This is a genomic window from Bacillus sp. 2B09 (assembly GCF_003946835.1).
Classification (GTDB): Bacteria; Bacillota; Bacilli; order Bacillales; family Bacillaceae; genus Bacillus; species Bacillus altitudinis.
The window spans coordinates 41,698-66,134 of record NZ_RPSG01000014.1 but is presented as its reverse complement, the minus strand read 5'-3'; the positions used below and the strand labels follow the sequence as shown (position 1 = coordinate 66,134).

The 24,437-nt window shown below is 41.6% G+C and carries 25 protein-coding genes, 1 rRNA gene and 2 other annotated features; all 26 genes read left to right on the top strand.

Going from position 1 to position 24,437, the window contains the following annotated elements; translation table 11 throughout:
• The first annotated feature begins 9 nt into the window (after positions 1–9).
• The 26 genes from rrf to rpoB all read left to right on the top strand — a co-directional run bounded on the left by rrf (position 10) and on the right by rpoB (position 24,411).
• Positions 10–125, top strand: a 5S ribosomal RNA gene (gene rrf / locus EBQ12_RS18660).
• 177 nt (positions 126–302) lie between these two features.
• Positions 303–767: a CtsR family transcriptional regulator gene (locus EBQ12_RS18655; RefSeq protein ID WP_003217184.1), complete on the top strand. Its 465-nt coding sequence runs from the start codon at positions 303–305 to the stop codon at positions 765–767.
• A gap of 14 nt (positions 768–781) precedes the next feature.
• Positions 782–1,339, top strand: a complete 558-nt coding sequence (gene mcsA, locus EBQ12_RS18650; protein WP_007496258.1) for a protein-arginine kinase activator protein McsA — start codon at positions 782–784, stop codon at positions 1,337–1,339.
• Positions 1,340–1,343: 4 nt separating this feature from the next.
• Positions 1,344–2,435 (top strand): protein-arginine kinase McsB, encoded by a 1,092-nt coding sequence (mcsB, locus tag EBQ12_RS18645; protein ID WP_056703479.1) that lies wholly within the window; start codon positions 1,344–1,346, stop codon positions 2,433–2,435.
• On the top strand, positions 2,432–4,867 hold the full coding sequence (clpC, locus tag EBQ12_RS18640) for an ATP-dependent protease ATP-binding subunit ClpC (RefSeq protein WP_007496263.1): 2,436 nt from the start codon (positions 2,432–2,434) through the stop codon (positions 4,865–4,867). Before mcsB ends, clpC begins: the two co-directional genes overlap by 4 nt.
• Positions 4,868–4,960: 93 nt before the next feature.
• A complete protein-coding gene (radA, locus tag EBQ12_RS18635) occupies positions 4,961–6,340 on the top strand; it encodes a DNA repair protein RadA (RefSeq protein ID WP_017359160.1) in 1,380 nt (459 codons plus the stop codon).
• 2 nt (positions 6,341–6,342) lie between these two features.
• Entirely contained in the window at positions 6,343–7,422 is a 1,080-nt protein-coding gene (gene disA, locus EBQ12_RS18630; protein WP_007496267.1) for a DNA integrity scanning diadenylate cyclase DisA, read from the top strand.
• 153 nt (positions 7,423–7,575) lie between these two features.
• A complete protein-coding gene (locus EBQ12_RS18625; protein WP_003217214.1) occupies positions 7,576–8,676 on the top strand; it encodes a PIN/TRAM domain-containing protein in 1,101 nt (366 codons plus the stop codon).
• 13 nt (positions 8,677–8,689) lie between these two features.
• Positions 8,690–9,379: a 2-C-methyl-D-erythritol 4-phosphate cytidylyltransferase gene (gene ispD / locus EBQ12_RS18620; RefSeq protein ID WP_008345432.1), complete on the top strand. Its 690-nt coding sequence runs from the start codon at positions 8,690–8,692 to the stop codon at positions 9,377–9,379.
• Between the two features lie 3 nt (positions 9,380–9,382).
• Positions 9,383–9,859 (top strand): 2-C-methyl-D-erythritol 2,4-cyclodiphosphate synthase, encoded by a 477-nt coding sequence (ispF, locus tag EBQ12_RS18615; RefSeq protein WP_007496273.1) that lies wholly within the window; start codon positions 9,383–9,385, stop codon positions 9,857–9,859.
• A gap of 94 nt (positions 9,860–9,953) precedes the next feature.
• Positions 9,954–11,405, top strand: coding sequence for a glutamate--tRNA ligase (gltX, locus tag EBQ12_RS18610; RefSeq protein WP_007496275.1), 1,452 nt, complete (start codon positions 9,954–9,956; stop codon positions 11,403–11,405).
• Positions 11,406–11,635, top strand: a binding site (T-box leader). It abuts the gene before it with no gap.
• Between the two features lie 81 nt (positions 11,636–11,716).
• Positions 11,717–12,370 (top strand): serine O-acetyltransferase, encoded by a 654-nt coding sequence (gene cysE / locus EBQ12_RS18605; protein WP_017366453.1) that lies wholly within the window; start codon positions 11,717–11,719, stop codon positions 12,368–12,370.
• Positions 12,367–13,767 carry a cysteine--tRNA ligase gene (cysS, locus tag EBQ12_RS18600; protein ID WP_096880895.1) on the top strand — a complete coding sequence of 467 codons (1,401 nt, stop codon included), beginning with the start codon at positions 12,367–12,369 and terminating at the stop codon, positions 13,765–13,767. Before cysE ends, cysS begins: the two co-directional genes overlap by 4 nt.
• Positions 13,768–13,770: 3 nt before the next feature.
• Positions 13,771–14,202 carry a Mini-ribonuclease 3 gene (locus EBQ12_RS18595; protein WP_125590988.1) on the top strand — a complete coding sequence of 144 codons (432 nt, stop codon included), beginning with the start codon at positions 13,771–13,773 and terminating at the stop codon, positions 14,200–14,202.
• On the top strand, positions 14,186–14,935 hold the full coding sequence (gene rlmB / locus EBQ12_RS18590; RefSeq protein ID WP_125590986.1) for a 23S rRNA (guanosine(2251)-2'-O)-methyltransferase RlmB: 750 nt from the start codon (positions 14,186–14,188) through the stop codon (positions 14,933–14,935). The genes EBQ12_RS18595 and rlmB overlap by 17 nt, the downstream gene beginning before the upstream one ends.
• A 2-nt stretch (positions 14,936–14,937) precedes the next feature.
• A complete protein-coding gene (gene rae1, locus EBQ12_RS18585; RefSeq protein WP_007496285.1) occupies positions 14,938–15,450 on the top strand; it encodes a ribosome-dependent mRNA decay endonuclease Rae1/YacP in 513 nt (170 codons plus the stop codon).
• A 63-nt stretch (positions 15,451–15,513) separates the two neighbouring features.
• Positions 15,514–16,170: an RNA polymerase sporulation sigma factor SigH gene (sigH, locus tag EBQ12_RS18580; protein ID WP_008345424.1), complete on the top strand. Its 657-nt coding sequence runs from the start codon at positions 15,514–15,516 to the stop codon at positions 16,168–16,170.
• A 76-nt stretch (positions 16,171–16,246) separates the two neighbouring features.
• Positions 16,247–16,396, top strand: a complete 150-nt coding sequence (gene rpmG, locus EBQ12_RS18575) for a 50S ribosomal protein L33 (protein WP_008356502.1) — start codon at positions 16,247–16,249, stop codon at positions 16,394–16,396.
• A 34-nt stretch (positions 16,397–16,430) separates the two neighbouring features.
• On the top strand, positions 16,431–16,607 hold the full coding sequence (gene secE, locus EBQ12_RS18570) for a preprotein translocase subunit SecE (RefSeq protein ID WP_008345422.1): 177 nt from the start codon (positions 16,431–16,433) through the stop codon (positions 16,605–16,607).
• A gap of 171 nt (positions 16,608–16,778) precedes the next feature.
• The gene (nusG, locus tag EBQ12_RS18565) at positions 16,779–17,312 is read left to right on the top strand and encodes a transcription termination/antitermination protein NusG (protein ID WP_003217197.1); all 534 of its coding nucleotides are present in this window, start codon (positions 16,779–16,781) and stop codon (positions 17,310–17,312) included.
• A 171-nt stretch (positions 17,313–17,483) separates the two neighbouring features.
• Positions 17,484–17,909, top strand: a complete 426-nt coding sequence (rplK, locus tag EBQ12_RS18560) for a 50S ribosomal protein L11 (RefSeq protein WP_003216956.1) — start codon at positions 17,484–17,486, stop codon at positions 17,907–17,909.
• 99 nt (positions 17,910–18,008) lie between these two features.
• On the top strand, positions 18,009–18,707 hold the full coding sequence (gene rplA, locus EBQ12_RS18555; RefSeq protein ID WP_017359164.1) for a 50S ribosomal protein L1: 699 nt from the start codon (positions 18,009–18,011) through the stop codon (positions 18,705–18,707).
• Positions 18,708–18,753: 46 nt separating this feature from the next.
• Positions 18,754–18,894, top strand: a sequence feature (ribosomal protein L10 leader region).
• Positions 18,895–18,963: 69 nt separating this feature from the next.
• Entirely contained in the window at positions 18,964–19,464 is a 501-nt protein-coding gene (rplJ, locus tag EBQ12_RS18550) for a 50S ribosomal protein L10 (protein WP_003217048.1), read from the top strand.
• A 42-nt stretch (positions 19,465–19,506) separates the two neighbouring features.
• Positions 19,507–19,872, top strand: a complete 366-nt coding sequence (gene rplL, locus EBQ12_RS18545) for a 50S ribosomal protein L7/L12 (RefSeq protein ID WP_008345418.1) — start codon at positions 19,507–19,509, stop codon at positions 19,870–19,872.
• A 96-nt stretch (positions 19,873–19,968) separates the two neighbouring features.
• Positions 19,969–20,574, top strand: a complete 606-nt coding sequence (locus EBQ12_RS18540; protein WP_007496296.1) for a class I SAM-dependent methyltransferase — start codon at positions 19,969–19,971, stop codon at positions 20,572–20,574.
• Between the two features lie 255 nt (positions 20,575–20,829).
• A complete protein-coding gene (gene rpoB / locus EBQ12_RS18535) occupies positions 20,830–24,411 on the top strand; it encodes a DNA-directed RNA polymerase subunit beta (protein WP_007496297.1) in 3,582 nt (1,193 codons plus the stop codon).
• The last annotated feature ends 26 nt before the right edge of the window (positions 24,412–24,437 follow it).

Genomic DNA, 24,437 nt, shown 5'->3' with positions numbered 1-24,437 from the left:
TCCATCAGGTTTGGTGGCGATAGCGAAGAGGTCACACCCGTTCCCATACCGAACACGGAAGTTAAGCTCTTCAGCGCCGATGGTAGTTGGGGGTTTCCCCCTGTGAGAGTAGGACGCCGCCAAGCTTTTCAAAGGATCAGTTCCAGTCGGAACTGGTCTTTTTTGTGTTTTTGGGACGTTTGGCACCAGATAAATGTGGAAATAATATTGTTAGTTGAGCGATTATCTTGAAAAATCGATCGAAAAAATTTATAGTAAGATTAAAGTCAAATATAGTCAAAGTCAATGGAGGAGGAGGCGGAGTGGCACAAAATATTTCTGATATCATCGAGCAGTATTTGAAGGAAGTCTTGGATCAGAATGGTCGAGAAATATTAGAAATTAAACGCAATGAAATTGCAGATAAGTTTCAATGCGTACCTTCACAAATTAACTATGTTATCAATACACGCTTTACGAGCGAAAGAGGTTATATCGTCGAAAGTAAGCGTGGCGGCGGTGGCTATATCCGTATCATTAAAGTCAAAATGAATGATGAAGTCGATTTATTGAACAACATTATTTCCCAAATATATCATCGTTTATCACAGGCTGCATCTGATCATATCATCATGCGCCTTGTTGAGAACAACATTTTATCTGAAAGAGAAGCAAAGATGATGATTAGTGTCATGGACCGTTCTGTTTTACACATTGATTTACCTGAACGAGATGAACTGCGGGCTCGGATGATGAAAGCGATGTTAAATGCTTTGAAATTAAAGTAAAGCGGGTGAAAAGATTGATTTGTCAAGAATGCAATGAGAGACCAGCCACTTTTCACTTTACGAAAGTAATAAATGGAGAAAAACAAGAAATGCACATATGTGAACAATGTGCAAAAGAAAACAGTGATTCATATGCTATGAGTGGAAACCAAGGTTTCTCGATTCACAACTTATTATCAGGCTTATTGAATATTGATCCTAGCTTTACCACAAGTGCGAATAAAGGATCATCTATTTTTCAAGAGGCAAGAGAAGTGGATCAATGTCCTAAGTGTGGCTTAACTTTTCAGCAATTCAGGAAAACAGGCCGTTTTGGCTGTGCAGAATGTTATCGAACCTTTGATCAGTATTTAAATCCTGTTTTAAGGAAAGTCCATAGTGGAAATACAGTCCATAATGGAAAAGTCCCTAAACGGATTGCCGGCAGTCTGCATGTTCGCCGGAAACTTGAGTTAATGCAGCAAGAACTGAAGCAGCTGATTGAACAGGAAGAGTTTGAAAAAGCAGCGGAAGTTCGAGATCAAATTCGTGCATTAGAGCATGAGCAATCTCAGCAGAGGGAGGGAGATTAACGACATGTCGCTCCAGCATTTTATTCAAGACGCATTAAGTCAATGGATGAAACAGAAAGGACCAGAAAGTGACATTGTTCTAAGCAGTCGTATTCGGCTGGCACGCAATCTAGAGCATGTTCGTTTCCCAACTCAGTTTTCTCAAGAGGAGGCTGAAGCTGTTCTTCAGCAATTCGAGCAAAAGTTTGCGAGCCAGGAATTGAAGGACATTGGAAACTTTGTTCTGATTCGAATGAATGAAACGCAGTCTTTGGCTAAAAGGGTACTTGTTGAAAAGCATTTGATTAGCCCCAATTTAGCAGAATCAAGATTTGGAGGCTGTTTGCTTTCAGAAAATGAAGAAATCAGTGTCATGCTGAATGAGGAAGACCATATTCGTATTCAATGCTTGTTCCCAGGATTTCAGCTGGCCAATGCACTAAAAGCAGCTAACCAAATAGATGACTGGATTGAAGAGCAAGTGGATTATGCGTTTTCTGAAAAGCGAGGATACTTAACGAGCTGTCCGACCAATGTAGGTACAGGTATTAGGGCTTCAGTCATGATGCACTTACCAGCATTAGCCCTAACAAGACAAATGAATCGCATTATTCCTGCAATTAATCAATTAGGTCTTGTGGTCAGAGGAATTTATGGTGAGGGTAGCGAAGCAATAGGGAACATCTTTCAAATTTCAAATCAAATGACACTGGGTCAATCAGAAGAAGATATTGTAGATGATTTGAATAGTGTGACGGCACAGCTCATTGAACAAGAGCGATCTGCACGTAAGGCATTATATCAGACGTCTAAAATTGAACTTGAAGACAGAGTGTACCGTTCCTTGGGGATTTTGGCTAATTGCCGCATGATTGAATCTAAGGAAACGGCTAAGTGTTTGTCAGATGTGCGACTTGGAATTGATTTAGGTATCATTAAGGGGCTTTCAAGTAATATACTGAATGAACTCATGATTTTGACACAGCCTGGCTTCCTTCAGCAATATTCAGGAGGAGCCTTGGAACCAAATGAAAGAGATATAAAACGAGCAGCAATTATCAGAGAAAGGCTGCGCTTAGAAATGCATAGGAATGGACAGGAGGATGAAACGATATGATGTTTGGAAGATTCACTGAAAGAGCTCAAAAGGTATTAGCACTTGCACAAGAAGAAGCCATTCGCCTAGGCCATAAGAACATCGGAACAGAGCATATTTTACTTGGTCTTGTACGTGAAGGTGAGGGCATCGCCGCAAAAGCATTAGAAGCACTGGGCCTTGTTTCAGATAAAATCCAAAAAGAAGTCGAGAGCTTGATTGGAAGAGGGCAAGAGGTGTCTCAAGCTATTCCTCATTACACACCTAGAGCGAAGAAGGTTACGGAGCTTTCTATGGATGAAGCGAGAAAGCTGGGTCATTCCTATGTAGGAACAGAACATATTCTTTTAGGTCTTATTCGTGAGGGAGAGGGTGTAGCTGCCCGTGTTTTAAATAACCTCGGAGTGAGCTTAAATAAAGCACGCCAGCAAGTTTTGCAGCTTCTAGGCAGCAATGAAACGGGTGCATCTGCGGCAGGATCTAATAGCAATGCCAATACACCAACTTTAGATAGCCTGGCAAGAGACTTAACGGCTATTGCGAAAGAGGACAGCTTGGACCCTGTGATTGGCCGTAGCAAAGAAATCCAGCGTGTCATTGAGGTATTAAGTAGAAGAACAAAGAATAACCCTGTGCTGATTGGAGAGCCTGGTGTTGGTAAAACAGCGATCGCAGAAGGCCTCGCACAGCAAATTATTCACAACGAAGTGCCTGAAATTCTGCGTGATAAACGAGTCATGACACTTGATATGGGAACCGTTGTAGCGGGAACGAAATATCGTGGTGAATTCGAGGATCGTTTGAAAAAAGTCATGGACGAAATCCGTCAGGCTGGAAATATCATTCTCTTCATTGATGAGCTTCATACACTGATTGGTGCAGGAGGAGCAGAGGGTGCGATTGATGCCTCTAATATTCTAAAACCATCTTTAGCACGTGGTGAGCTTCAATGTATCGGGGCAACAACGTTAGATGAGTACCGTAAATATATTGAAAAAGATGCTGCACTTGAACGTCGATTCCAGCCAATTCAAGTGGACCAGCCATCTGTTGATGAAAGTATTCAAATTTTAAGAGGGCTTAGAGACCGTTATGAAGCACATCACCGTGTGTCTATTACAGATGAAGCCATTGAGGCGGCGGTAAAGCTTTCTGATCGTTATATCTCCGATCGTTTCCTTCCAGATAAGGCGATCGACTTAATTGATGAGGCGGGTTCAAAAGTTCGCTTACGTTCTTTCACAACACCGCCTAATCTAAAGGAACTTGAGCAAAAGTTGGATGAAGTACGCAAGGAAAAGGATGCAGCTGTTCAAAGTCAAGAATTTGAAAAAGCCGCTTCTCTTCGTGATACGGAGCAACGTTTGCGTGAAAAGGTAGAAGTGACGAAGAAATCTTGGAAAGAAAAGCAGGGACAAGAGAATTCAGAGGTTTCTGTTGATGATATCGCAATGGTTGTTTCTAGCTGGACGGGAGTACCTGTTTCAAAAATTGCTCAAACAGAAACAGATAAGCTCCTGAACATGGAACAATTGCTCCACTCTCGCGTCATTGGACAGGATGAAGCAGTTGTTGCTGTTGCAAAAGCTGTAAGACGTGCCCGTGCTGGACTAAAAGATCCGAAACGTCCGATTGGCTCCTTTATTTTCTTAGGGCCAACAGGTGTTGGTAAGACTGAGCTTGCAAGAGCACTTGCCGAGTCTATCTTCGGTGATGAAGAAGCGATGATTCGTATTGATATGTCTGAGTACATGGAAAAACACTCGACTTCAAGACTTGTTGGATCACCTCCAGGCTATGTGGGCTATGATGAGGGCGGTCAGCTGACTGAAAAGGTGAGAAGAAAGCCGTATTCTGTCGTGCTTCTAGATGAGATTGAAAAGGCGCACCCTGATGTGTTTAACATCTTACTTCAAGTATTAGAAGATGGTCGTCTCACTGATTCTAAAGGTCGTACTGTTGACTTTAGAAATACGATTTTGATTATGACTTCAAACGTTGGAGCTAGTGAGCTGAAGCGCAATAAATATGTTGGCTTTAACGTGCAGGATGAAAGTCAAAATTACAAAGATATGAAAGGCAAAGTAATGGGTGAGCTGAAACGTGCGTTTAGACCGGAGTTCATCAACCGTATTGATGAAATCATTGTCTTCCACTCACTCGAAAAGAAACATCTAAAAGAGATTGTGTCTCTCATGTCTGATCAATTGACAAAACGACTAAAAGAGCAGGACCTTTCAATTGAATTGACGGAAGCAGCAAAAGCCAAGATTGCCGACGAAGGTGTAGATCTTGAGTATGGTGCTCGTCCGTTAAGAAGAGCGATTCAAAAGCACGTCGAGGATCGACTTTCTGAGGAATTGCTGAAAGGCAATATTGAAAAGGGCCAACATATCGTATTAGATGTAGAAGATGGAGAAATTGTCGTAAAAGCAACGGCTGCTACGAACTAATATAGTAAGAAAAAAGTGTGAGGCATACCAGTAAGTTGGATGCCTCCCTTTACTTATTTTCTGACCAGTATAAGGAGTTGTATTCTTCAATCTATGGCTAAGTCAAAATCAAAATTTATATGCCAATCGTGCGGTTATGAGTCAGCCAAATGGATGGGGAAATGTCCCGGCTGCGGCACTTGGAACAGTATGACAGAAGAGGTCGTTCGTAAAGAGCCGGCAAATCGTCGAAGTGCGTTTAATCATTCTGTTCAAACCATTCAAAAACCTTCACCTATATCTGCAATTGAAACATCCGAAGAACCCCGAATTAAAACGAATTTAGAAGAATTTAACCGAGTATTAGGAAGTGGAATTGTCAAAGGTTCACTCGTTCTTATTGGCGGTGATCCTGGGATTGGGAAGTCCACACTATTATTACAAGTTTCAGCACAGCTATCAGATCAGAATCAGAATGTGTTATACATATCTGGTGAGGAATCAATCAAACAAACGAAGCTTAGGGCGGACCGTCTCGGTATTGAAAGTGCCTCTTTACATGTTTTGGCTGAAACCGATATGGAGTATATAACGTCTGCTATACAAGAGATGAAACCCGCTTTTGTTGTGGTCGATTCAATTCAAACCGTTTATCAAAGCGATATCACGTCAGCTCCTGGATCTGTTTCTCAGGTGAGGGAATGTACTGCTCAGCTGATGAAAATTGCCAAGACGAATGGTATTCCTATTTTTATCGTTGGTCACGTGACGAAGGAAGGCTCGATTGCTGGGCCGCGCCTTTTAGAGCATATGGTAGATACAGTTCTTTATTTTGAAGGGGAGCGCCATCATACGTTTCGTATTTTACGGGCAGTGAAAAACCGTTTTGGTTCAACGAATGAATTAGGAATTTTTGAAATGAGAGAGGAAGGGCTCACAGAGGTATTAAACCCATCAGAAATCTTCTTAGAAGAGCGGTCAGCAGGTGTATCTGGATCGTGTGTTGTTGCCTCAATGGAAGGAACAAGACCTGTTCTAGTGGAGATACAAGCACTTATTTCACCGACGAGCTTTGGGAATCCACGGAGAATGGCTACTGGCCTTGATCATAACCGAGTGTCATTGCTTATGGCCGTTTTAGAAAAACGGGTAGGGCTGCTGCTGCAAAACCAAGATGCCTATTTAAAGGTCGCAGGTGGTGTGAAACTTGATGAACCAGCGATTGACTTGGCTATTGCCGTTAGTATTGCATCAAGCTTTAAAGATGCAGCGCCGCATCAAGCAGATTGCTTTATAGGAGAAGTGGGTCTGACGGGAGAAGTCAGAAGAGTATCAAGAATTGAACAGCGTGTGCAGGAAGCTGCTAAACTAGGATTTAAGCGAATGTTTATTCCTCAGGCGAATATAGATGGATGGAAAAAACCGAGAGGGATTGAGTTAGTCGGTGTAGAAAATGTAGCAGAGGCACTTCGTATTTCACTAGGGGGATCATAGAAATGGAAAAAGAGAAAAAAGGAGCGAGAGAAGTCGATCTCTTAGATATTGTCCAGTTTGTGGCACCGGGGACACCCCTGCGGGCAGGGATTGAAAACGTCCTAAGAGCCAATACTGGAGGGCTCATTGTTGTTGGTTATAACGATAAAGTGAAAAGTGTGGTAGATGGAGGATTTCATATTAATTCTGCATTCTCCCCAGCACATTTATATGAATTGGCGAAGATGGATGGGGCGATTATTTTAAGTGACTCTGGTCAAAAAATCTTGTATGCGAATACACAGCTCATGCCGGATGCAACCATTCATTCATCAGAAACAGGCATGAGACACCGAACGGCTGAACGTGTAGCAAAGCAGACAGGCTGCTTAATCATTGCCATTTCTGAACGTCGGAACGTCATTACCTTATACCAAGGGAATCGACGATATACGCTGAAAGATATTGGTTTTATTTTGACGAAGGCCAACCAAGCGATACAAACACTTGAGAAATATAAAACCATTTTAGATCATGCCATTTCTGCGTTAAGCGCCTTAGAATTTGAAGAGCTTGTGACCTTTGGTGATGTATTATCCGTGCTGCATCGTTATGAAATGGTACTTAGAATCAAAAATGAAATCAATATGTATATCAAAGAGCTTGGGACAGAAGGACACTTGATCCGTCTGCAAGTCAATGAGCTGATTACAGATATGGAGCAGGAAGCGGCTTTATTTATTAAAGATTACGTGAAAGAAAAGATCAAAGATCCATATGTGCTGCTGAAACAGCTCCAAGATATGTCGAGCTTTGAACTTTTAGATGACTCTATTTTGTACAAGTTACTCGGCTATCCAGCATCTACAAATATTGACGAATATGTGTACACAAGAGGATACAGATTACTTCATAAAATCCCTAGATTGCCTATGCCGATCGTTGAAAACGTGGTCGAAGCATTTGGTGTGCTAGATCGAATTATGGAAGCAGATGTACAAGATTTGGATGAAGTAGAAGGAATTGGAGAAGTAAGAGCGAAAAAGATAAAAAAAGGATTAAAAAGACTGCAAGAAAAACATTATATCGACCGTCAGCTATAAAAAGAGAAATTTTTCTTAAATACGGTTAAAAATGGATGAATATGGGTATATTAATGATGGTTTTGTTTTCTGTTCATGATGATAGGAAACTTAAGCATATATCAATGTCAGATGAAGGTGGATTGACAGATGAAAAATAAAGGAGGTGAAGGTATGTTAAAAAGAATCGTTCAGGCGTTTTTTATCATTTTCGGTGCAGTTGTAGGGATTTTTATCATTCCAGAGTTATTTCTGCTGTTAAATGTGAAGGACATACCTTTCATAACAAATGCTTACTCTTCAGCACTAATAGGAGCCGCTGTGTTCTTTATCATTGGTAAATGGTGCACAGGCTATGTGGTTAATTGGGTGAAATGGATCGAGGATTCTCTATTGAAGGCGCCTCTTCCTGATCTTATATCTGGAAGTTTCGGTTTAGTATTTGGACTTATTCTAGCATATCTTATTGTAAACGTGATCCCGCTAAACAATATCCCATATCATATATTTGGTACCATTATTCCGATTTTCCTGGCTTTCTTTTTAGGATACCTTGGATTTCAGGTAGGGTTTAAGAAGAAGGATGAAATGATGGGGCTGTTCTCTCGATCTGCAAAGGTCACAAAGAAAAAAGGAGCAGCTGATGATGAACCTGAAATAGAAGATAAAAAGCTGAAAATTTTAGACACAAGTGTTATCATTGATGGAAGAATCGCAGATATTTGTCAAACTGGATTCCTAGAAGGTGTGATGGTCATTCCTCAATTTGTACTCGAGGAATTACAGCATATTGCAGACTCTTCTGATGTATTAAAGAGAAATAGAGGCCGAAGAGGTCTTGATATTTTAAATCGTATCCAAAAAGAACTGGATATTAAAGTTGAAATTTACGAAGGTGACTTTGAAGATATTCAAGAGGTTGACAGCAAGCTTGTGAAACTCGCTAAGTTAACTTCAGGTGTTGTTGTGACAAATGATTTTAATTTAAATAAAGTATGCGAACTTCAAAAAGTAGCAGTGTTAAACATCAATGATCTAGCCAATGCAGTCAAACCGGTTGTACTGCCTGGGGAAGAAATGAAGGTACAGGTCATCAAAGACGGGAAAGAGCATAACCAAGGTGTTGCTTACTTAGATGACGGTACGATGATTGTGGTCGAAGAAGGACGCAATTATATTGGAAAAGACATTGATGTGCTCGTCACGAGTGTGCTGCAAACTGCTGCTGGAAGAATGATTTTTGCGAAGCCAAAACTTCTGGAGAAGGCGCTCTAAAGGGAGAACGAACATGTATTATGAAGTAGTTATTCCGGCTGCGGGGCAGGGGAAGCGAATGAAGGCCGGCCGCAATAAACTTTTTATTGAATTGAAAAGAATGCCGGTCATCATCCACACACTGAAGGTGTTTGACGCTCATTCACAATGCAGACGCATGATCTTAGCGATCAATGAAGAAGAGCGTCGTGACTTTGAAAGGCTACTGAAGGTACACGCTTTTCAAACGCCTGTTTCACTTGTCACTGGCGGTGAAGAACGGCAGCAAAGTGTATACGAAGGATTGAAGGCTGTGCAAGATGCGGACATCGTGCTTGTTCATGATGGCGCAAGGCCTTTTATTAAGCATACACAGATTGACTTGCTCGTTAAAGCAGCGATTGAAAAAGGCTCCGCAGTCGTAGCGGTACCAGTGAAAGACACAATCAAACGCGTTCAAGAAGGCAAAGTGGAACAAACCATTGAACGTCAGAGCTTGTGGGCAGTCCAGACCCCACAAGCTTTTCGTCATTCTATTTTAAAAGAAGCGCATGAACATGCGGAGCGGACAGGCTTTCTTGGAACAGATGACGCCAGTCTTGTGGAACAATTACACGGTGAGAGTGTGTATATTGTCCAAGGAGACTATACCAATATTAAACTGACAACACCGGATGATTTATTGGTTGCCAAGGCAATTATGGATGCGGAAAGAGGGTACTAGAACATGTTTAGAATAGGACAAGGTTTTGATGTACATCAATTAACAGAGGGAAGACCTCTTATTATTGGCGGTGTGACGATCCCTTATGAAAAGGGTCTACTTGGGCATTCAGATGCGGATGTACTGCTTCATACTGTGGCGGATGCCTGCCTAGGTGCGATTGCAGAAGGAGATATCGGCAGACATTTCCCAGACACGGATCCTGAGTTTAAAGATGCAGACTCTTTTAAATTACTTCAGCACGTGTGGGCACTTGTAAAAGAAAAAGGCTATACACTGGTGAATATCGATTGCACGATCATGGCGCAAAAACCAAAGATGGCACCATACATTCAGCCAATGTGTGAGAAAATCGCAGAAGCTCTTGAGGCAGATGTCACACAGGTGAATGTCAAAGCAACAACGACAGAGAAACTTGGATTTACAGGAAGAGGCGAAGGAATTGCCTCTCAAGCAACCGTACTTCTTCAGAAAAAGTAAAATCCGTTTTGATGAGAATGGGTTTTGATGATAAAATACGTTTATAAAAAATTGGTGTCAGACAACATGATGCAGATGAAAGGAAGTTAAACTCATGGGAAATGAAGTGCGTGTTCGTTATGCACCGAGTCCAACTGGTCATTTACATATTGGGAATGCTAGAACGGCTCTTTTCAACTATTTGTTCGCACGCAGCCAAGGCGGCAAATTTATTATTCGGATCGAGGATACGGATCAAAAGCGTAATGTAGAAGGCGGAGAAGAAAGCCAGCTTCGCCACCTGCAATGGCTCGGGATTGATTGGGACGAGAGCATTGATAAAGATGGGGGCTACGGTCCTTACAGACAATCAGAGCGTAATGATATTTACAAAAAATATTATGACGAGCTGCTAGAGAAAGATTTGGCGTATAAGTGCTATTGTACGGCTGAAGAACTAGAAGAAGAGCGTGAAGCACAAATTGCCCGCAGTGAAATGCCTCGATACTCTGGTAAATGCAGTCATTTATCAAAAGAAGAAGAGGACAAGCTGATTGCTGAAGGAAGAGAGCCAAGCATCCGCTTCCGAGTGCCTAAAGGAGAAATCATCAAATTTGACGATATGGTCAAAGGCGAGATTTCATTTGAAACAGACGGCATCGGTGACTTTGTTATTGTGAAGAAAGATGGTACACCAACGTATAACTTCGCTGTAGCGGTGGATGATCATTTGATGAAAATGACTCACATTCTTCGTGGTGAGGATCACATCTCGAATACACCTAAACAAATTATGGTCTTCAATGCATTTGGCTGGGATGTTCCGCTGTTCGGACATATGACGCTGATTGTAAACGAGAACCGCAAGAAATTAAGCAAACGTGATGAATCAATTATCCAGTTCATCGAACAGTATAAGAACTTGGGCTATTTACCAGAAGCTTTGTTTAACTTCATTGCACTACTTGGGTGGTCTCCAGTTGGCGAAGAGGAACTATTTACAAAAGAGCAGTTCATCGATATTTTCGATGTCAATCGACTTTCTAAGTCACCAGCTCTCTTCGATATGCATAAACTAAAATGGGTGAATAACCAATACGTAAAAGCACTTGATCTTGATCAAGTTGTGGCACTTACACTTCCACATCTTCAAAAGGCAGGCAAGGTAAGCGAGCAGCTGACAGAAGAAGAAAACACGTGGGTGCGCAAACTCATTTCTCTATACCACGAGCAATTGAGCTACGGAGCAGAAATTGTTGAGTTAACAGAGTTGTTCTTTAAGGAACAAATTGAGTATAATCAAGAGGCAAAGGAAGTTCTTGCAGAAGAGCAAGTACCAGAAGTGATGGCTTCGTTTGCAGGTCAGCTTGAACGTCTTGAGTCTTTCACACCTGATGAAATCAAAGCTGCCATTAAAGCGGTACAAAAAGAAACAGGGCATAAAGGTAAGAAACTATTCATGCCAATTCGTGTGGCTGTCACTGGACAAACGCATGGCCCAGAGCTTCCGCAAAGTATTGAACTACTAGGTAAAGAGACGGTATTAAACCGCATTAAACAAATATAAGGAAAATCGTTGCGAGGGAGAAGTACAATGTTTTCGCCTATCACAGAAAGAGTCTTCACCGGCTGAAAGAGACTTATGGGCAGACGTTGGAAATGCACCCTCAAGACCCTTGAGGAACACGTATGTTAGTATGCAAGGGCGGTACCCTCCGTTATGGGATGAAGTTGAGAAAGTTTGCAATAAGAGGCTTTCTAAACAGAGTGGAACCGCGTTTTCAAAACGTCTCTGTCATATGGCAGAGGCGTTTTTTATTTGTCCAAAAAAGAGAGTAAGTCCTAAGAGAGATTGATGGGGAAGAACGGGGGGAGCATGTGTTTTTCAAAATGCTGAAAGAAGATATTGATACTGTGTTTGATCAAGATCCTGCTGCTAGAAGCTATCTTGAAGTAGTGCTAACCTATTCAGGGCTTCATGCGATTTGGGCTCATCGTGTTGCGCATGCATTTTACAAGCGTAAGCTGTATTTTCTTGCGCGGATCATTTCTCAGGTCAGCCGGTTTTTCACAGGGGTTGAGATTCACCCAGCAGCAACCATCGGCCGGCGGTTCTTTATTGATCACGGCATGGGCGTCGTGATTGGGGAAACATGTGAAATTGGCGATAACGTCACTGTTTTCCAAGGCGTGACATTAGGGGGAACAGGGAAAGAAAAGGGAAAGCGGCATCCAACTATTTTGGACGATGCGCTGATTGCGACTGGTGCTAAGGTGCTCGGTTCTATTACCGTAGGAAAAGGGTCCAAGATTGGTGCGGGGTCTGTTGTGTTAAAAGACGTACCAGACCATTCTACTGTTGTAGGTATACCTGGGCGAGTGGTCGTTCAAAATGGAAAGAAAATCAATCGTGATCTCAATCATCAAGATTTGCCAGATCCAGTTTCTGATCGTTTCAAAGAATTGGAGCGAGAAATGGAAAAGCTAAAACGTGAGCTGGCTTCATTGAGCAGAAAGGAAGAACAATCATGACAATCAATATTTATAATACATTGACACGTAAGAAGGAAGAGTTTGTCCCGCTTGAACCAGGAAAGGTCAAAATGTATGTATGCGGACCAACCGTGTATAACTACATTCATATCGGGAATGCAAGACCGGCCATTGTATATGATACGGTACGTAAGTATTTAGAATATAGCGGCTATGATGTGAATTTCGTATCCAACTTTACTGATGTGGATGATAAACTCATCAAAGCAGCAAATGAATTAGGCGAGGATGTCCCAACGATTGCTGATCGATTTATCCAAGCATACTTTGAGGACGTCAGTGCATTAGGCTGCAAAAAAGCAGACCTTCACCCGCGAGTGACAGAAAATATGGATGATATCATTGCGTTTATCGCCACATTGATTGAAAAAGGCTACGCCTATGAAGCAGATGGTGACGTGTATTACAGCACACGCTCATTTGAAGGCTACGGAAAACTGTCTCACCAATCGATTGATGAACTAAAGACAGGTGCCCGTATTCGTGTAGGTGAGAAGAAACGAGATGCGCTGGACTTTGCTTTATGGAAGGCTGCAAAGGACCAAGAAATCTCATGGGATAGCCCGTGGGGCGAAGGACGCCCAGGCTGGCATATCGAATGCTCAGCCATGGTTAAAAAATATTTAGGTGATACGATCGATATTCATGCAGGCGGACAGGATTTAACCTTCCCTCATCATGAAAATGAAATCGCTCAATCTGAGGCTTTGACAGGCAAACCTTTTGCAAAGTATTGGATGCATAACGGATATATTAATATTGAGAATGAAAAAATGTCAAAATCACTAGGCAACTTTGTGCTCGTGCATGACATTGTGAAAGAACAAGATCCTGACGTACTTCGATTCTTTATGTTGTCGGTTCACTACCGTCATCCAATTAACTACTCAATGGACTTACTAGAGAGTACAAAGAGTGCGTTTAACCGACTCAAAACGTCGTATGCTAATTTACATCATCGCCTTGAAAGCAGCACGAATATCACAGAAGATAATGCTGAATGGTTGACAAAGATTGAAGAGCAGCGTGCGACATTTATTTCTGAAATGAATGATGACTTCAATACGGCAAATGCCATCTCTGTTTTATTTGAACTAGCGAAACAAGCGAATTACTATATGGAAAATGATCATACTTCCGAGGAAGTGATCAAGGCATTTATTGGCTTGTTCCAAGAAATCACCTCTGTCCTTGGCTTCTCATTAGAAGAAAAGCATACGCTTGACGAAGAAGTAGAAGCGTTAATTGAAAAACGCAATGAGGCTAGAAGAAATCGTGATTTTGCGCTATCTGATCAAATTCGTGACCAGTTAAAGAGCATGAATATTGTATTGGAGGACACTCCTCAAGGTACTCGCTGGAAAAGAGGAGAATAGGTCATGTTGAATTTTGAAAAGCTGAAAGACGGAAAACAGTTGAACGGACTTGCACTTGCTTATATGGGTGATGCCATTTTTGAAGTCTACGTGAGGCATCACCTCCTCCAAACGGGGGCGACAAAACCAAATGAGCTGCACAAACGAGCAAGCAAAATTGTTTCAGCTAAATCTCAGGCAGTTATTTTATTTACACTTCATCAGCAAGGCTTTTTCACTGAAGCAGAAGAAGCGGTGCTGAAAAGAGGAAGAAATGCAAAATCAGGCACAGTGCCTAAAAACACAGACGTTCAAACGTATCGTTATAGTACAGCGTTTGAAGCGCTCATGGGTTATTTATTTATTGAGAAGCAGGACGAACGCTTAGAAGAGTTGATTAGTCAGGCGATTGAAATCGGAACGTCAGGGAGGAAGACAAATGAGTCAGCAACATGATTATGTGATTGGGAAAAATGCAGTGATTGAAACACTGAAGTCAGATCGGGAGTTATACAAGCTCTGGATGGCAGAAAACACTGTAAAAGGACAAGCCCAGCAGGTCATTGAACTCGCGAAAAAGCAAAATATCACCATTCAGTATGTTCCGAGGAAAAAGCTTGATCAGATGGTAACAGGTCAGCACCAGGGAATCGTTGCACAAGTAGCAGCATATGAATATGCAGAATTGGAGGATCTGTATCAAATTGCTGAAAAGCGGAATGAACAACCATTTTTCATCATCTTAGATGAAATTGAAGATCCGCACAATTTAGGGTCGATCATGCGTACGGCCGATGCTGTTGGTGCACATGGAATCGTCATTCCAAAACGACGAGCGGTAGGCTTGACGACAACTGTTGCGAAAGCATCTACTGGAGCCATTGAACATATCCCGGTCGCAAAAGTAACCAATCTTTCCAGAGCTCTTGATGAAATGAAAGAAAGAGGAATCTGGGTCGCAGGAACAGATGCATCTGCGAAGCAGGACTACAGACAATTTGATGGCACGATGCCTCTCGCTCTTGTCATTGGCAGTGAAGGAAAAGGAATTGGCCGATTGATTAAGGAAAAATGTGATTTCTTGATTAAATTGCCAATGGCCGGGAAGGTCACTTCATTAAATGCATCAGTTGCCGCTAGTCTATTGATGTATGAAGTGTATCGAAAACGTTATCCGTTAGGAGAATAGAGATGGACATCCTCTTAGTCGATGGATACAACATGATAGGTGCATGGCCTCGTTTGCAGCACTTAAAAGAAAACAGCTTTGAAGAAGCCAGAGACGTGCTGATTCAACATTTAGCAGAATATCAAGCATATACAGGGTATCGAGTCATTGTCGTATTCGATGCCCATATGGTCAAAGGAATCGAAAAGAAGCGGACAAACCACCGAGTAGAGGTCATCTTTACAAGAGAAAATGAAACGGCTGATGAGCGGATTGAAAAACTGGCACAAGACTTAAATAACATTCGGACGCAAATTCATGTGGCGACCTCTGATTATACAGAACAATGGGCGATTTTTGGACAGGGTGCACTTCGTAAGTCAGCACGAGAGCTTTTAAGAGAGATAGAAGTGATTGAACGAAAGATTGAAACACGTGTCAAAAAGATTACTTCTGATAAACCAGCATCCAAAATTGAATTGTCAGAAGATGTATTGAAAACGTTTGAAAAATGGCGGCGGGGAAACTTGGAATAGCTTGACGATATTTCAACCATTATTGTATAATATTTCTATCTAGGTGCGGTCGGGGGGATCGAAGTGAATCTAAACAACAGCAAGGGTAAGTCCATCAGAGAGCAATTTTGCCAGTTGGAAGATGAACAAGTCATTGAAAGGGTTCATGTCGGAGATAGTGATGCGCTAGATTATTTAATAACGAAATACCGCAATTTTGTACGTGCGAAAGCAAGATCTTATTTCTTGATTGGAGCGGATCGAGAGGACATTGTCCAAGAGGGGATGATCGGACTTTATAAGTCTATCCGCGATTTCAGAGAGGACAAGCTAACTTCATTTAAGGCTTTTGCAGAATTATGTATTACCCGCCAAATTATCACCGCAATTAAAACAGCTACTCGCCAAAAACATATCCCGTTAAATTCCTATGTATCATTAGACAAGCCGATATACGATGAAGAATCGGACAGAACATTATTGGACGTCATTTCCGGTGCTAAAGCGCTTAACCCAGAAGATTTAATCATTAGCAAAGAAGAATTTGATGATATTGAAATGAAAATGGGTGAATTACTAAGCGAGCTGGAAAGAAAGGTACTTGTGCTTTATCTTGATGGCAGGTCCTATCAGGAGATTTCTGAAGATTTAAACCGTCATGTGAAATCAATTGATAACGCACTCCAAAGAGTAAAGAGAAAATTAGAGAAATATTTAGAGCTGCGCGAGATCAGTCTCTAATCAAACCTATATTGACAGCTTTTTCGACACTGTGATAAGGTACTAAGGAAATGATGTCGAGAAAATAGGTGTAAATATGAGGAAAAAGATTACTCTAGCCTGTAAAGACTGCGGAAGCCGCAATTATACGACAATGAAAAGTGTTGCTTCAGCAGCTGAAAGATTAGAAGTTAAGAAATATTGCAAGACTTGTAATTCACATAAAACACATTTAGAAACGAAGTAGGATTTGCGTTCTTTAATCTGTGGAGGTCTTTTACATGCGTATTATCAGTTTCTTAAAAAGTGTCGGGAAAGAAATGAAAAAGGTCAGCTGGCCAAAGAAAAACGAAATGGTCCGCTACACGATCACTGTTATTTTAACAGTCGTATTTTTTGCCATCTTTTTCTCTTTTCTTGATATAGGAATCTCACAATTAATCGAATTAATTCATTAATACTTGAATAATGGTCTGCTGAACGTGCTATAATAGATCATAATATGACTTGCCAAAAAACCCGTTTTACGGGTTTTTTCAATTGCTTGAAAATATTTACCGGTACTCGAGATTCGTCAAATAGACATTACGAAATGTGGGGAGGGAAGGACTAAATAGTCCTGAACGAAAATGGAAAAGAATTGGTATGTTGTGCATACGTACTCTGGCTATGAGAACAAAGTGAAAGCGAACTTGGAAAAGCGTGTTGAATCAATGGGCATGCAGGATAAAATTTTCCGCGTTGTTGTACCAGAAGAAGAAGAAACGGACATTAAAAACGGTAAGAAAAAAGTAGTGAAAAAGAAAGTATTCCCTGGATATGTGCTAGTAGAAATCGTCATGACTGACGATTCTTGGTATGTCGTTCGTAATACACCAGGTGTGACAGGATTCGTTGGATCAGCTGGATCAGGCTCTAAGCCGACAGCGTTATTACCTGGCGAAGCGGAAACCATTCTGAAGAGAATGGGACTTGAAGAGCGCAAGACAGAAATCGACTTTGAACTAAAAGAAACAGTCAAGGTCATCGATGGACCATTTGCTAACTTCACAGGCTCTATCGAAGAGATTGATTATGATAAAAGCAAAGTCAAAGTATTCGTTAATATGTTTGGTAGAGAAACTCCTGTGGAACTTGAGTTCACACAGATCGATAAATTGTAATTTAAAAGAGCTTGAAATGAGTGTATAGAAGTGGTAATATAGCAAAGGTACGTCTTGAGTTCGCTCAAGATCGCTAGCTAGTTATTTCGTCATTCATATAAAGAATGAAGTTGTTGAGTGGGAGGGGGATTCCCCTATTACCACATCACGGACTTTAAGGAGGTGTGTCTCGTGGCTAAAAAAGTAGTAAAAGTTGTTAAATTGCAAATTCCTGCTGGAAAAGCTAACCCAGCTCCACCAGTTGGACCTGCACTAGGTCAAGCCGGTGTTAATATCATGGGATTCTGTAAGGAGTTTAACGCTCGTACAGCTGACCAAGCTGGTCTTATCATTCCTGTTGAAATTTCGGTTTTTGAAGACCGTTCATTTACATTTATTACTAAAACTCCACCTGCTGCAGTATTACTTAAAAAAGCAGCTGGTATTGAGTCTGGTTCTGGTGAACCTAACCGTAATAAAGTGGCAACTGTTAAGCGTGATAAAGTACGCGAAATCGCGGAAACAAAAATGCCTGACTTAAACGCTGCTAGCGTTGAATCAGCTATGCGCATGGTTGAAGGTACTGCACGCAGTATGGGTATTGTCATCGAAGATTAATTTTTTGTCTTGTTGGGTTGCGAGTTTGGTTTTGACAAGTTCGCAACCCTTATTCGTGGGAGGTTATTCCGCTAAAACCACATAAGGAGGATTTTTATAATGGCTAAAAAAGGTAAAAAGTATGTAGAAGCTGCTAAGCTGATCGATCGTACAAAAGCGTATGATGTTGCTGAAGCTGTTTCTCTTACAAAAAAAGCAAATACAGCGAAATTTGATGCGACTGTAGAAGTTGCTTTTCGTTTGGGCGTAGACCCTCGTAAAAACGATCAACAAATCCGCGGTGCAGTTGTACTTCCTAACGGAACTGGTAAAACTCAACGCGTTCTTGTGTTCGCTAAAGGCGAAAAAGCAAAAGAAGCAGAAGCTGCTGGAGCAGACTACGTTGGAGATTCTGATTACATCACTAAAATCCAACAAGGCTGGTTCGAATTCGATGTAATCGTTGCGACACCTGACATGATGGGTGAAGTTGGTAAGATCGGTCGTGTACTTGGACCAAAAGGTCTTATGCCAAACCCTAAAACAGGAACTGTAACTTTCGAAGTAGAAAAAGCAATCAATGAAATCAAAGCTGGTAAAGTAGAATACCGCGTTGATAAAGCTGGTAACATCCACGCGCCAATCGGAAAGGTTTCTTTCGAGGACGAAAAGCTTGTTGAGAACTTTGCAACAATCTATGACACAATCCTTAAAGCGAAACCTGCAGCGGCTAAAGGTGTATACGTGAAAAACGTTTCTGTTACATCTACTATGGGCCCTGGCGTGAAAGTGGATCCATCTTCTTTCTCTGCAAAATAATTCTTGACTTATCACAACCGTTTTGATAATATCAAAATGTTGTAAAATAGAATAATCATTTATACCGTAGACAGCAGGGGCCTTATGGCTTAATTAACCCGCCGAGGTGTATATGTCACAGTCTTACGTTAACGTATGCTTGTATATACAGCCTCCATGTCTTAATGGAGGCTTTTTATATGGAGAACCGTTCGTTAGGAACGTGATGGCCTGATCGGTATAAGTGTTACACAAAGAATGTACAGGAGGTGTAACCATGAGCAATGCAATCGATACTAAAAAAGTTGTCGTTGATGAAATTACTTCTAAATTTAAAGACAGTATGTCTACTGTAATCGTAGATTACCGCGGTCTTTCAGTTTCTGAAGTGACTGAACTTCGTAAACAGCTTCGTGATGCTGGTGTAGAATTCAAAGTTTACAAAAATACTTTGACTCGCCGTGCAGTTGAACAAGTTGAACTAACGGGTTTAAACGATTTCTTAACAGGTCCAAACGCTATCGCATTCAGTAACGAAGATGTTATCGCACCTGCGAAAATCATCAACGAATTTGCGAAAAGCCACGAAGCTTTAGAAATCAAAGCTGGTGTTATCGAAGGAAACGTAGCGACTGTAGAAGAAGTGAAGGCTCTTGCGGAACTTCCGTCTCGCGAAGGCTTACTTTCTATGTTGCTTAGCGTTCTTCAAGCTCCAGTTCGTAACCTTGCTCTTGCTACTAAAGCAGTTGCAGATCAAAAAGAAGAACAAGGCGCTTAATGCGTACTTGACGTAAAAAAACTTAAAATGGAGGAATTACAAATGGCTTTAAATATCGAAGAAATCATTGCTTCAGTTAAAGAAGCAACTGTACTTGAGTTAAACGACTTAGTAAAAGCAATCGAAGAAGAATTTGGCGTAACTGCTGCTGCTCCTGTAGCTGTAGCTGCTGGTGGCGGTGCTGCTGCTGAAGAAAAAACTGATTTTGATCTAGTACTTGCTGGTGCTGGAGACCAAAAAATCAAAGTTATCAAAGTGGTTCGTGAAATCACTGGTCTTGGCTTGAAAGAAGCTAAAGAACTTGTTGACAACACTCCAAAACCACTTAAAGAAGGTATTGCTAAAGAAGAAGCTGAAGAACTTAAAGCTAAGCTTGAAGAAGTTGGCGCTTCTGTAGAAGTTAAGTAATCTTCGCCTAATCTTTTGGGAAAGCTCGCTTTTACTGGCGGGCTTTTTCTTTTCTTATCTCCTGAAACGATTGAATCCAGAGGAGGTCCATTCACCATGAGTGACCACTATTATACGGAAAAGCCATCAGTGAAAAGCAATAAACAGACATGGGACTTCACCTTGAGAAACCGTAGCTTTACTTTTACAAGTGACAGTGGAGTGTTTTCTAAGAAAGAAGTCGACTATGGTTCGAGGCTTTTAATTGAAGCTTTTGAAGAACCTGACTTGGATGGCGACGTCTTAGATGTCGGTTGCGGTTATGGACCGATCGGCTTATCGTTAGCAAACGAAATGACAGGCCGCACCATTCATATGATTGATGTGAACGAAAGAGCAGTCGAACTTTCAAAGGAAAACGCTAAGCATAATCGCATTGATAATGTCCGCATCTATCAAAGTGATTTGTTCTCGAATGTTCATTCATCAGCTGCTTTTGCCTCTATACTGACCAATCCCCCAATACGGGCAGGGAAGAAAGTAGTACATGCGATCTTTGAAAAAAGTGCTGATCATTTATTGCCGGAAGGTGAGTTGTGGGTGGTCATTCAGAAAAAACAAGGTGGACCATCTGCGATTGAGAAATTAGAGCAACTTTTTGGAGAAGTGACGGTCGTTATGAAAAAAAAGGGCTACTATATTATCAAAGCTAAAAAAGTTTGACGCAGTTTCCTAGCTGTGTTAACATTATAAAATGCCAATGTGTATATTTTGCTTGATAGGCTTAAAAAACAACTATTTTGTATAAATTATGCATACTTGGGAAAACTAATAAAATCGGTATTTGTTTTTGGATGTGGTTTTCTTATTTTAGAAACCCTTTTTTCTTTTGTCTTGTAAAAGTATTTCTTTACTGACATTTGAAAGACAGAAATACTTTTTACACATATAATACGCATGATTTGAGGGGTGAATCAGTTGACAGGTCAACTAGTTCAGTATGGACGACACCGCCAGCGCAGAAGCTACGCACGCATAAGCGAAGTGTTAGAATTACCAAATCTCATTGAAATTCAAACCTCTTCTTATCAGTGGTTTCTTGATGAGGGTCTTAGAGAGATGTTTCAAGATATATCCCCAATTGAGGATTTTACTGGTAACCTTTCTCTTGAATTCATTGATTACAGCCTAGGGGATCCTAAGTATCCTGTAGCAGAATCAAAAGAACGTGATGTAACTTACTCTGCTCCACTAAGAGTAAAAGTTCGTTTAATTAACAAAGAAACTGGAGAAGTAAAAGACCAAGATGTGTTTATGGGTGATTTCCCAATCATGACAGACACAGGTACTTTTATCATTAATGGTGCGGAACGTGTAATCGTTTCTCAGTTAGTACGTTCTCCAAGTGTATATTTCAGTGGTAAAGTAGACAAAAACGGTAAAAAAGGTTTTACTGCGACTGTCATTCCAAACCGTGGCGCATGGTTAGAATACGAAACTGATGCGAAGGATGTAGTCTATGTACGCATCGATCGCACACGTAAGTTGCCGGTTACGGTTCTTTTGCGTGCTCTCGGCTTCAGCTCTGATCAAGAGATTCTTGACCTCATTGGCGAGAATGAATACTTACGCAACACGTTGGAAAAAGACAATACAGAGAATGCTGATAAAGCACTTCTCGAAATCTACGAGCGTCTTCGTCCCGGAGAGCCACCAACTGTTGAAAATGCGAAAAGCTTGCTAGACTCTCGCTTCTTTGATCCGAAGAGATATGACTTAGCAAATGTTGGACGCTACAAGATTAATAAGAAGCTTCATATTAAAAATAGACTATTCAATCAAAAATTGGCTGAAACGCTAGTTGATCCTGAAACAGGTGAAATCCTAGCAGAAAAAGGTCAAATTTTAGATAGAAGAGTGCTTGATAAAGTTCTTCCATACTTAGAAAACGGCATCGGATTTAGAAAGCTTTATCCAAACGGTGGCGTAGTAGAGGATGAAGTAGAACTTCAATCTATCAAGATTTATGCACCAACTGATCAAGAAGGCGAGCAAGTGATCAACGTGATTGGTAATGCATATGTAGAGGAAGCTGTGAAGAACATCACGCCTTCTGACATCATTGCTTCAATCAGTTACTTCTTTAACCTGCTTCATGGAGTAGGTGACACAGATGATATCGATCACCTTGGTAACCGTCGTCTGCGTTCTGTAGGTGAACTTCTGCAAAACCAATTCCGTATTGGTTTAAGCAGAATGGAGCGTGTTGTTCGTGAAAGAATGTCGATTCAAGACACGAACACGATCACACCTCAGCAGCTGATCAACATCCGTCCTGTGATCGCTTCTATCAAAGAGTTCTTTGGTAGCTCTCAGCTTTCTCAGTTCATGGATCAAACAAACCCGCTTGCTGAATTGACGCACAAACGTCGTCTGTCAGCGCTTGGACCGGGTGGTTTGACACGTGAGCGTGCAGGAATGGAAGTTCGTGACGTTCACTATTCTCACTATGGTCGTATGTGTCCGATTGAAACACCAGAGGGTCCAAACATTGGTTTGATTAACTCTCTATCTTCATTTGCAAAAGTGAATCGCTTCGGCTTTATTGAAACACCTTACCGCCGGGTTGACCCTGAAACAGGTAAAGTGACACCGAGAATCGATTACTTAACGGCTGATGAAGAGGATAACTACGTTGTAGCACAAGCGAACGCTATATTAGGTGAAGATGGTTCGTTTATCGATGATAATATCATTGCTCGTTTTAGAGGGGAAAACACCGTTGTTCCTCGAAACCGCGTTGACTACATGGACGTTTCGCCGAAGCAGGTTGTTTCTGCAGCGACAGCATGTATCCCATTCTTAGAAAACGATGACTCTAACCGTGCTCTAATGGGAGCGAACATGCAACGTCAGGCTGTGCCTTTGATGCAGCCGGAATCACCGATTGTTGGTACAGGTATGGAGTATGTATCAGGTAAAGACTCTGGTGCTGCTGTGATCTGCCGTTACCCAGGTGTTGTAGAACGTGTTGAAGCGAAGAATATTTGGGTTCGCCGTTATGAAGACGTTGACGGACAACAAGTCAAAGGAAACCTAGACAAATACAGCTTGCTGAAATTTGTCCGCTCTAACCAAGGGACTTGCTACAACCAGCGCCCAATTGTAAGTGTTGGAGATGAAGTCGTCAAAGGAGAAATCCTTGCAGACGGTCCTTCTATGGAAAAAGGTGAATTGGCTCTAGGACGTAACGTCATGGTCGGCTTCATGACTTGGGACGGTTACAACTATGAGGATGCGATCATTATGAGTGAGCGCCTTGTAAAAGATGACGTCTACACTTCTATTCATATTGAAGAATATGAATCAGAAGCTCGTGATACAAAGCTTGGACCAGAAGAAATTACGCGTGATATTCCAAACGTTGGAGAGGATGCTTTACGCAACCTTGACGAGCGTGGAATTATCCGTATTGGTGCAGAAGTAAAAGACGGAGACCTTCTTGTCGGGAAAGTAACGCCTAAAGGTGTAACAGAACTAACAGCTGAAGAACGTCTATTACATGCAATCTTTGGTGAAAAGGCTCGTGAAGTACGTGATACGTCTCTACGTGTACCACACGGCGGCGGCGGAATCATCCACGATGTCAAAGTCTTTAACCGTGAAGATGGAGATGAATTACCACCAGGTGTTAACCAGTTAGTCCGTGTATACATCGTTCAGAAGCGTAAAATTTCTGAAGGTGACAAAATGGCCGGACGACATGGTAACAAAGGGGTTATCTCCAAAATCCTTCCAGAAGAAGATATGCCGTATCTTCCAGATGGAACACCGATTGATATCATGTTAAACCCTCTAGGGGTACCATCTCGTATGAATATCGGTCAGGTACTTGAGCTTCATATGGGTATGGCTGCACGTTACCTAGGCATCCACATTGCGTCACCAGTATTTGATGGTGCGCGTGAGGAAGATGTTTGGGAAACGCTTGAAGAAGCAGGTATGTCCCGTGATGCGAAAACAGTCCTTTATGACGGTCGAACTGGTGAACCATTCGACAACCGTGTATCAGTCGGAATCATGTACATGATCAAACTGGCTCACATGGTTGACGATAAACTTCACGCTCGTTCAACTGGACCATACTCACTTGTTACGCAGCAGCCACTGGGCGGTAAAGCACAGTTTGGTGGACAGCGTTTCGGAGAGATGGAAGTATGGGCACTTGAAGCTTACGGTGCAGCATATACACTTCAAGAAATCTTAACTGTAAAATCGGATGACGTTGTGGGTCGTGTGAAAACATACGAAGCGATCGTCAAAGGGGATAACGTACCTGAACCAGGTGTCCCTGAATCATTCAAAGTATTAATTAAAGAACTTCAAAGTTTAGGTATGGATGTGAAAATCCTATCTGGCGATGAAGAAGAGATAGAAATGAGAGATTTAGAAGACGATGAGGAAACGAAGAAAGCAGACGGATTAGCGTTATCTAATGACGAAGATGCTGCAGACCTCGCACCTGTCGATCTTGAACGTGACGCAGTCACAAAAGAATAGCAGAAACGATTAGAGCAAGTGACTAG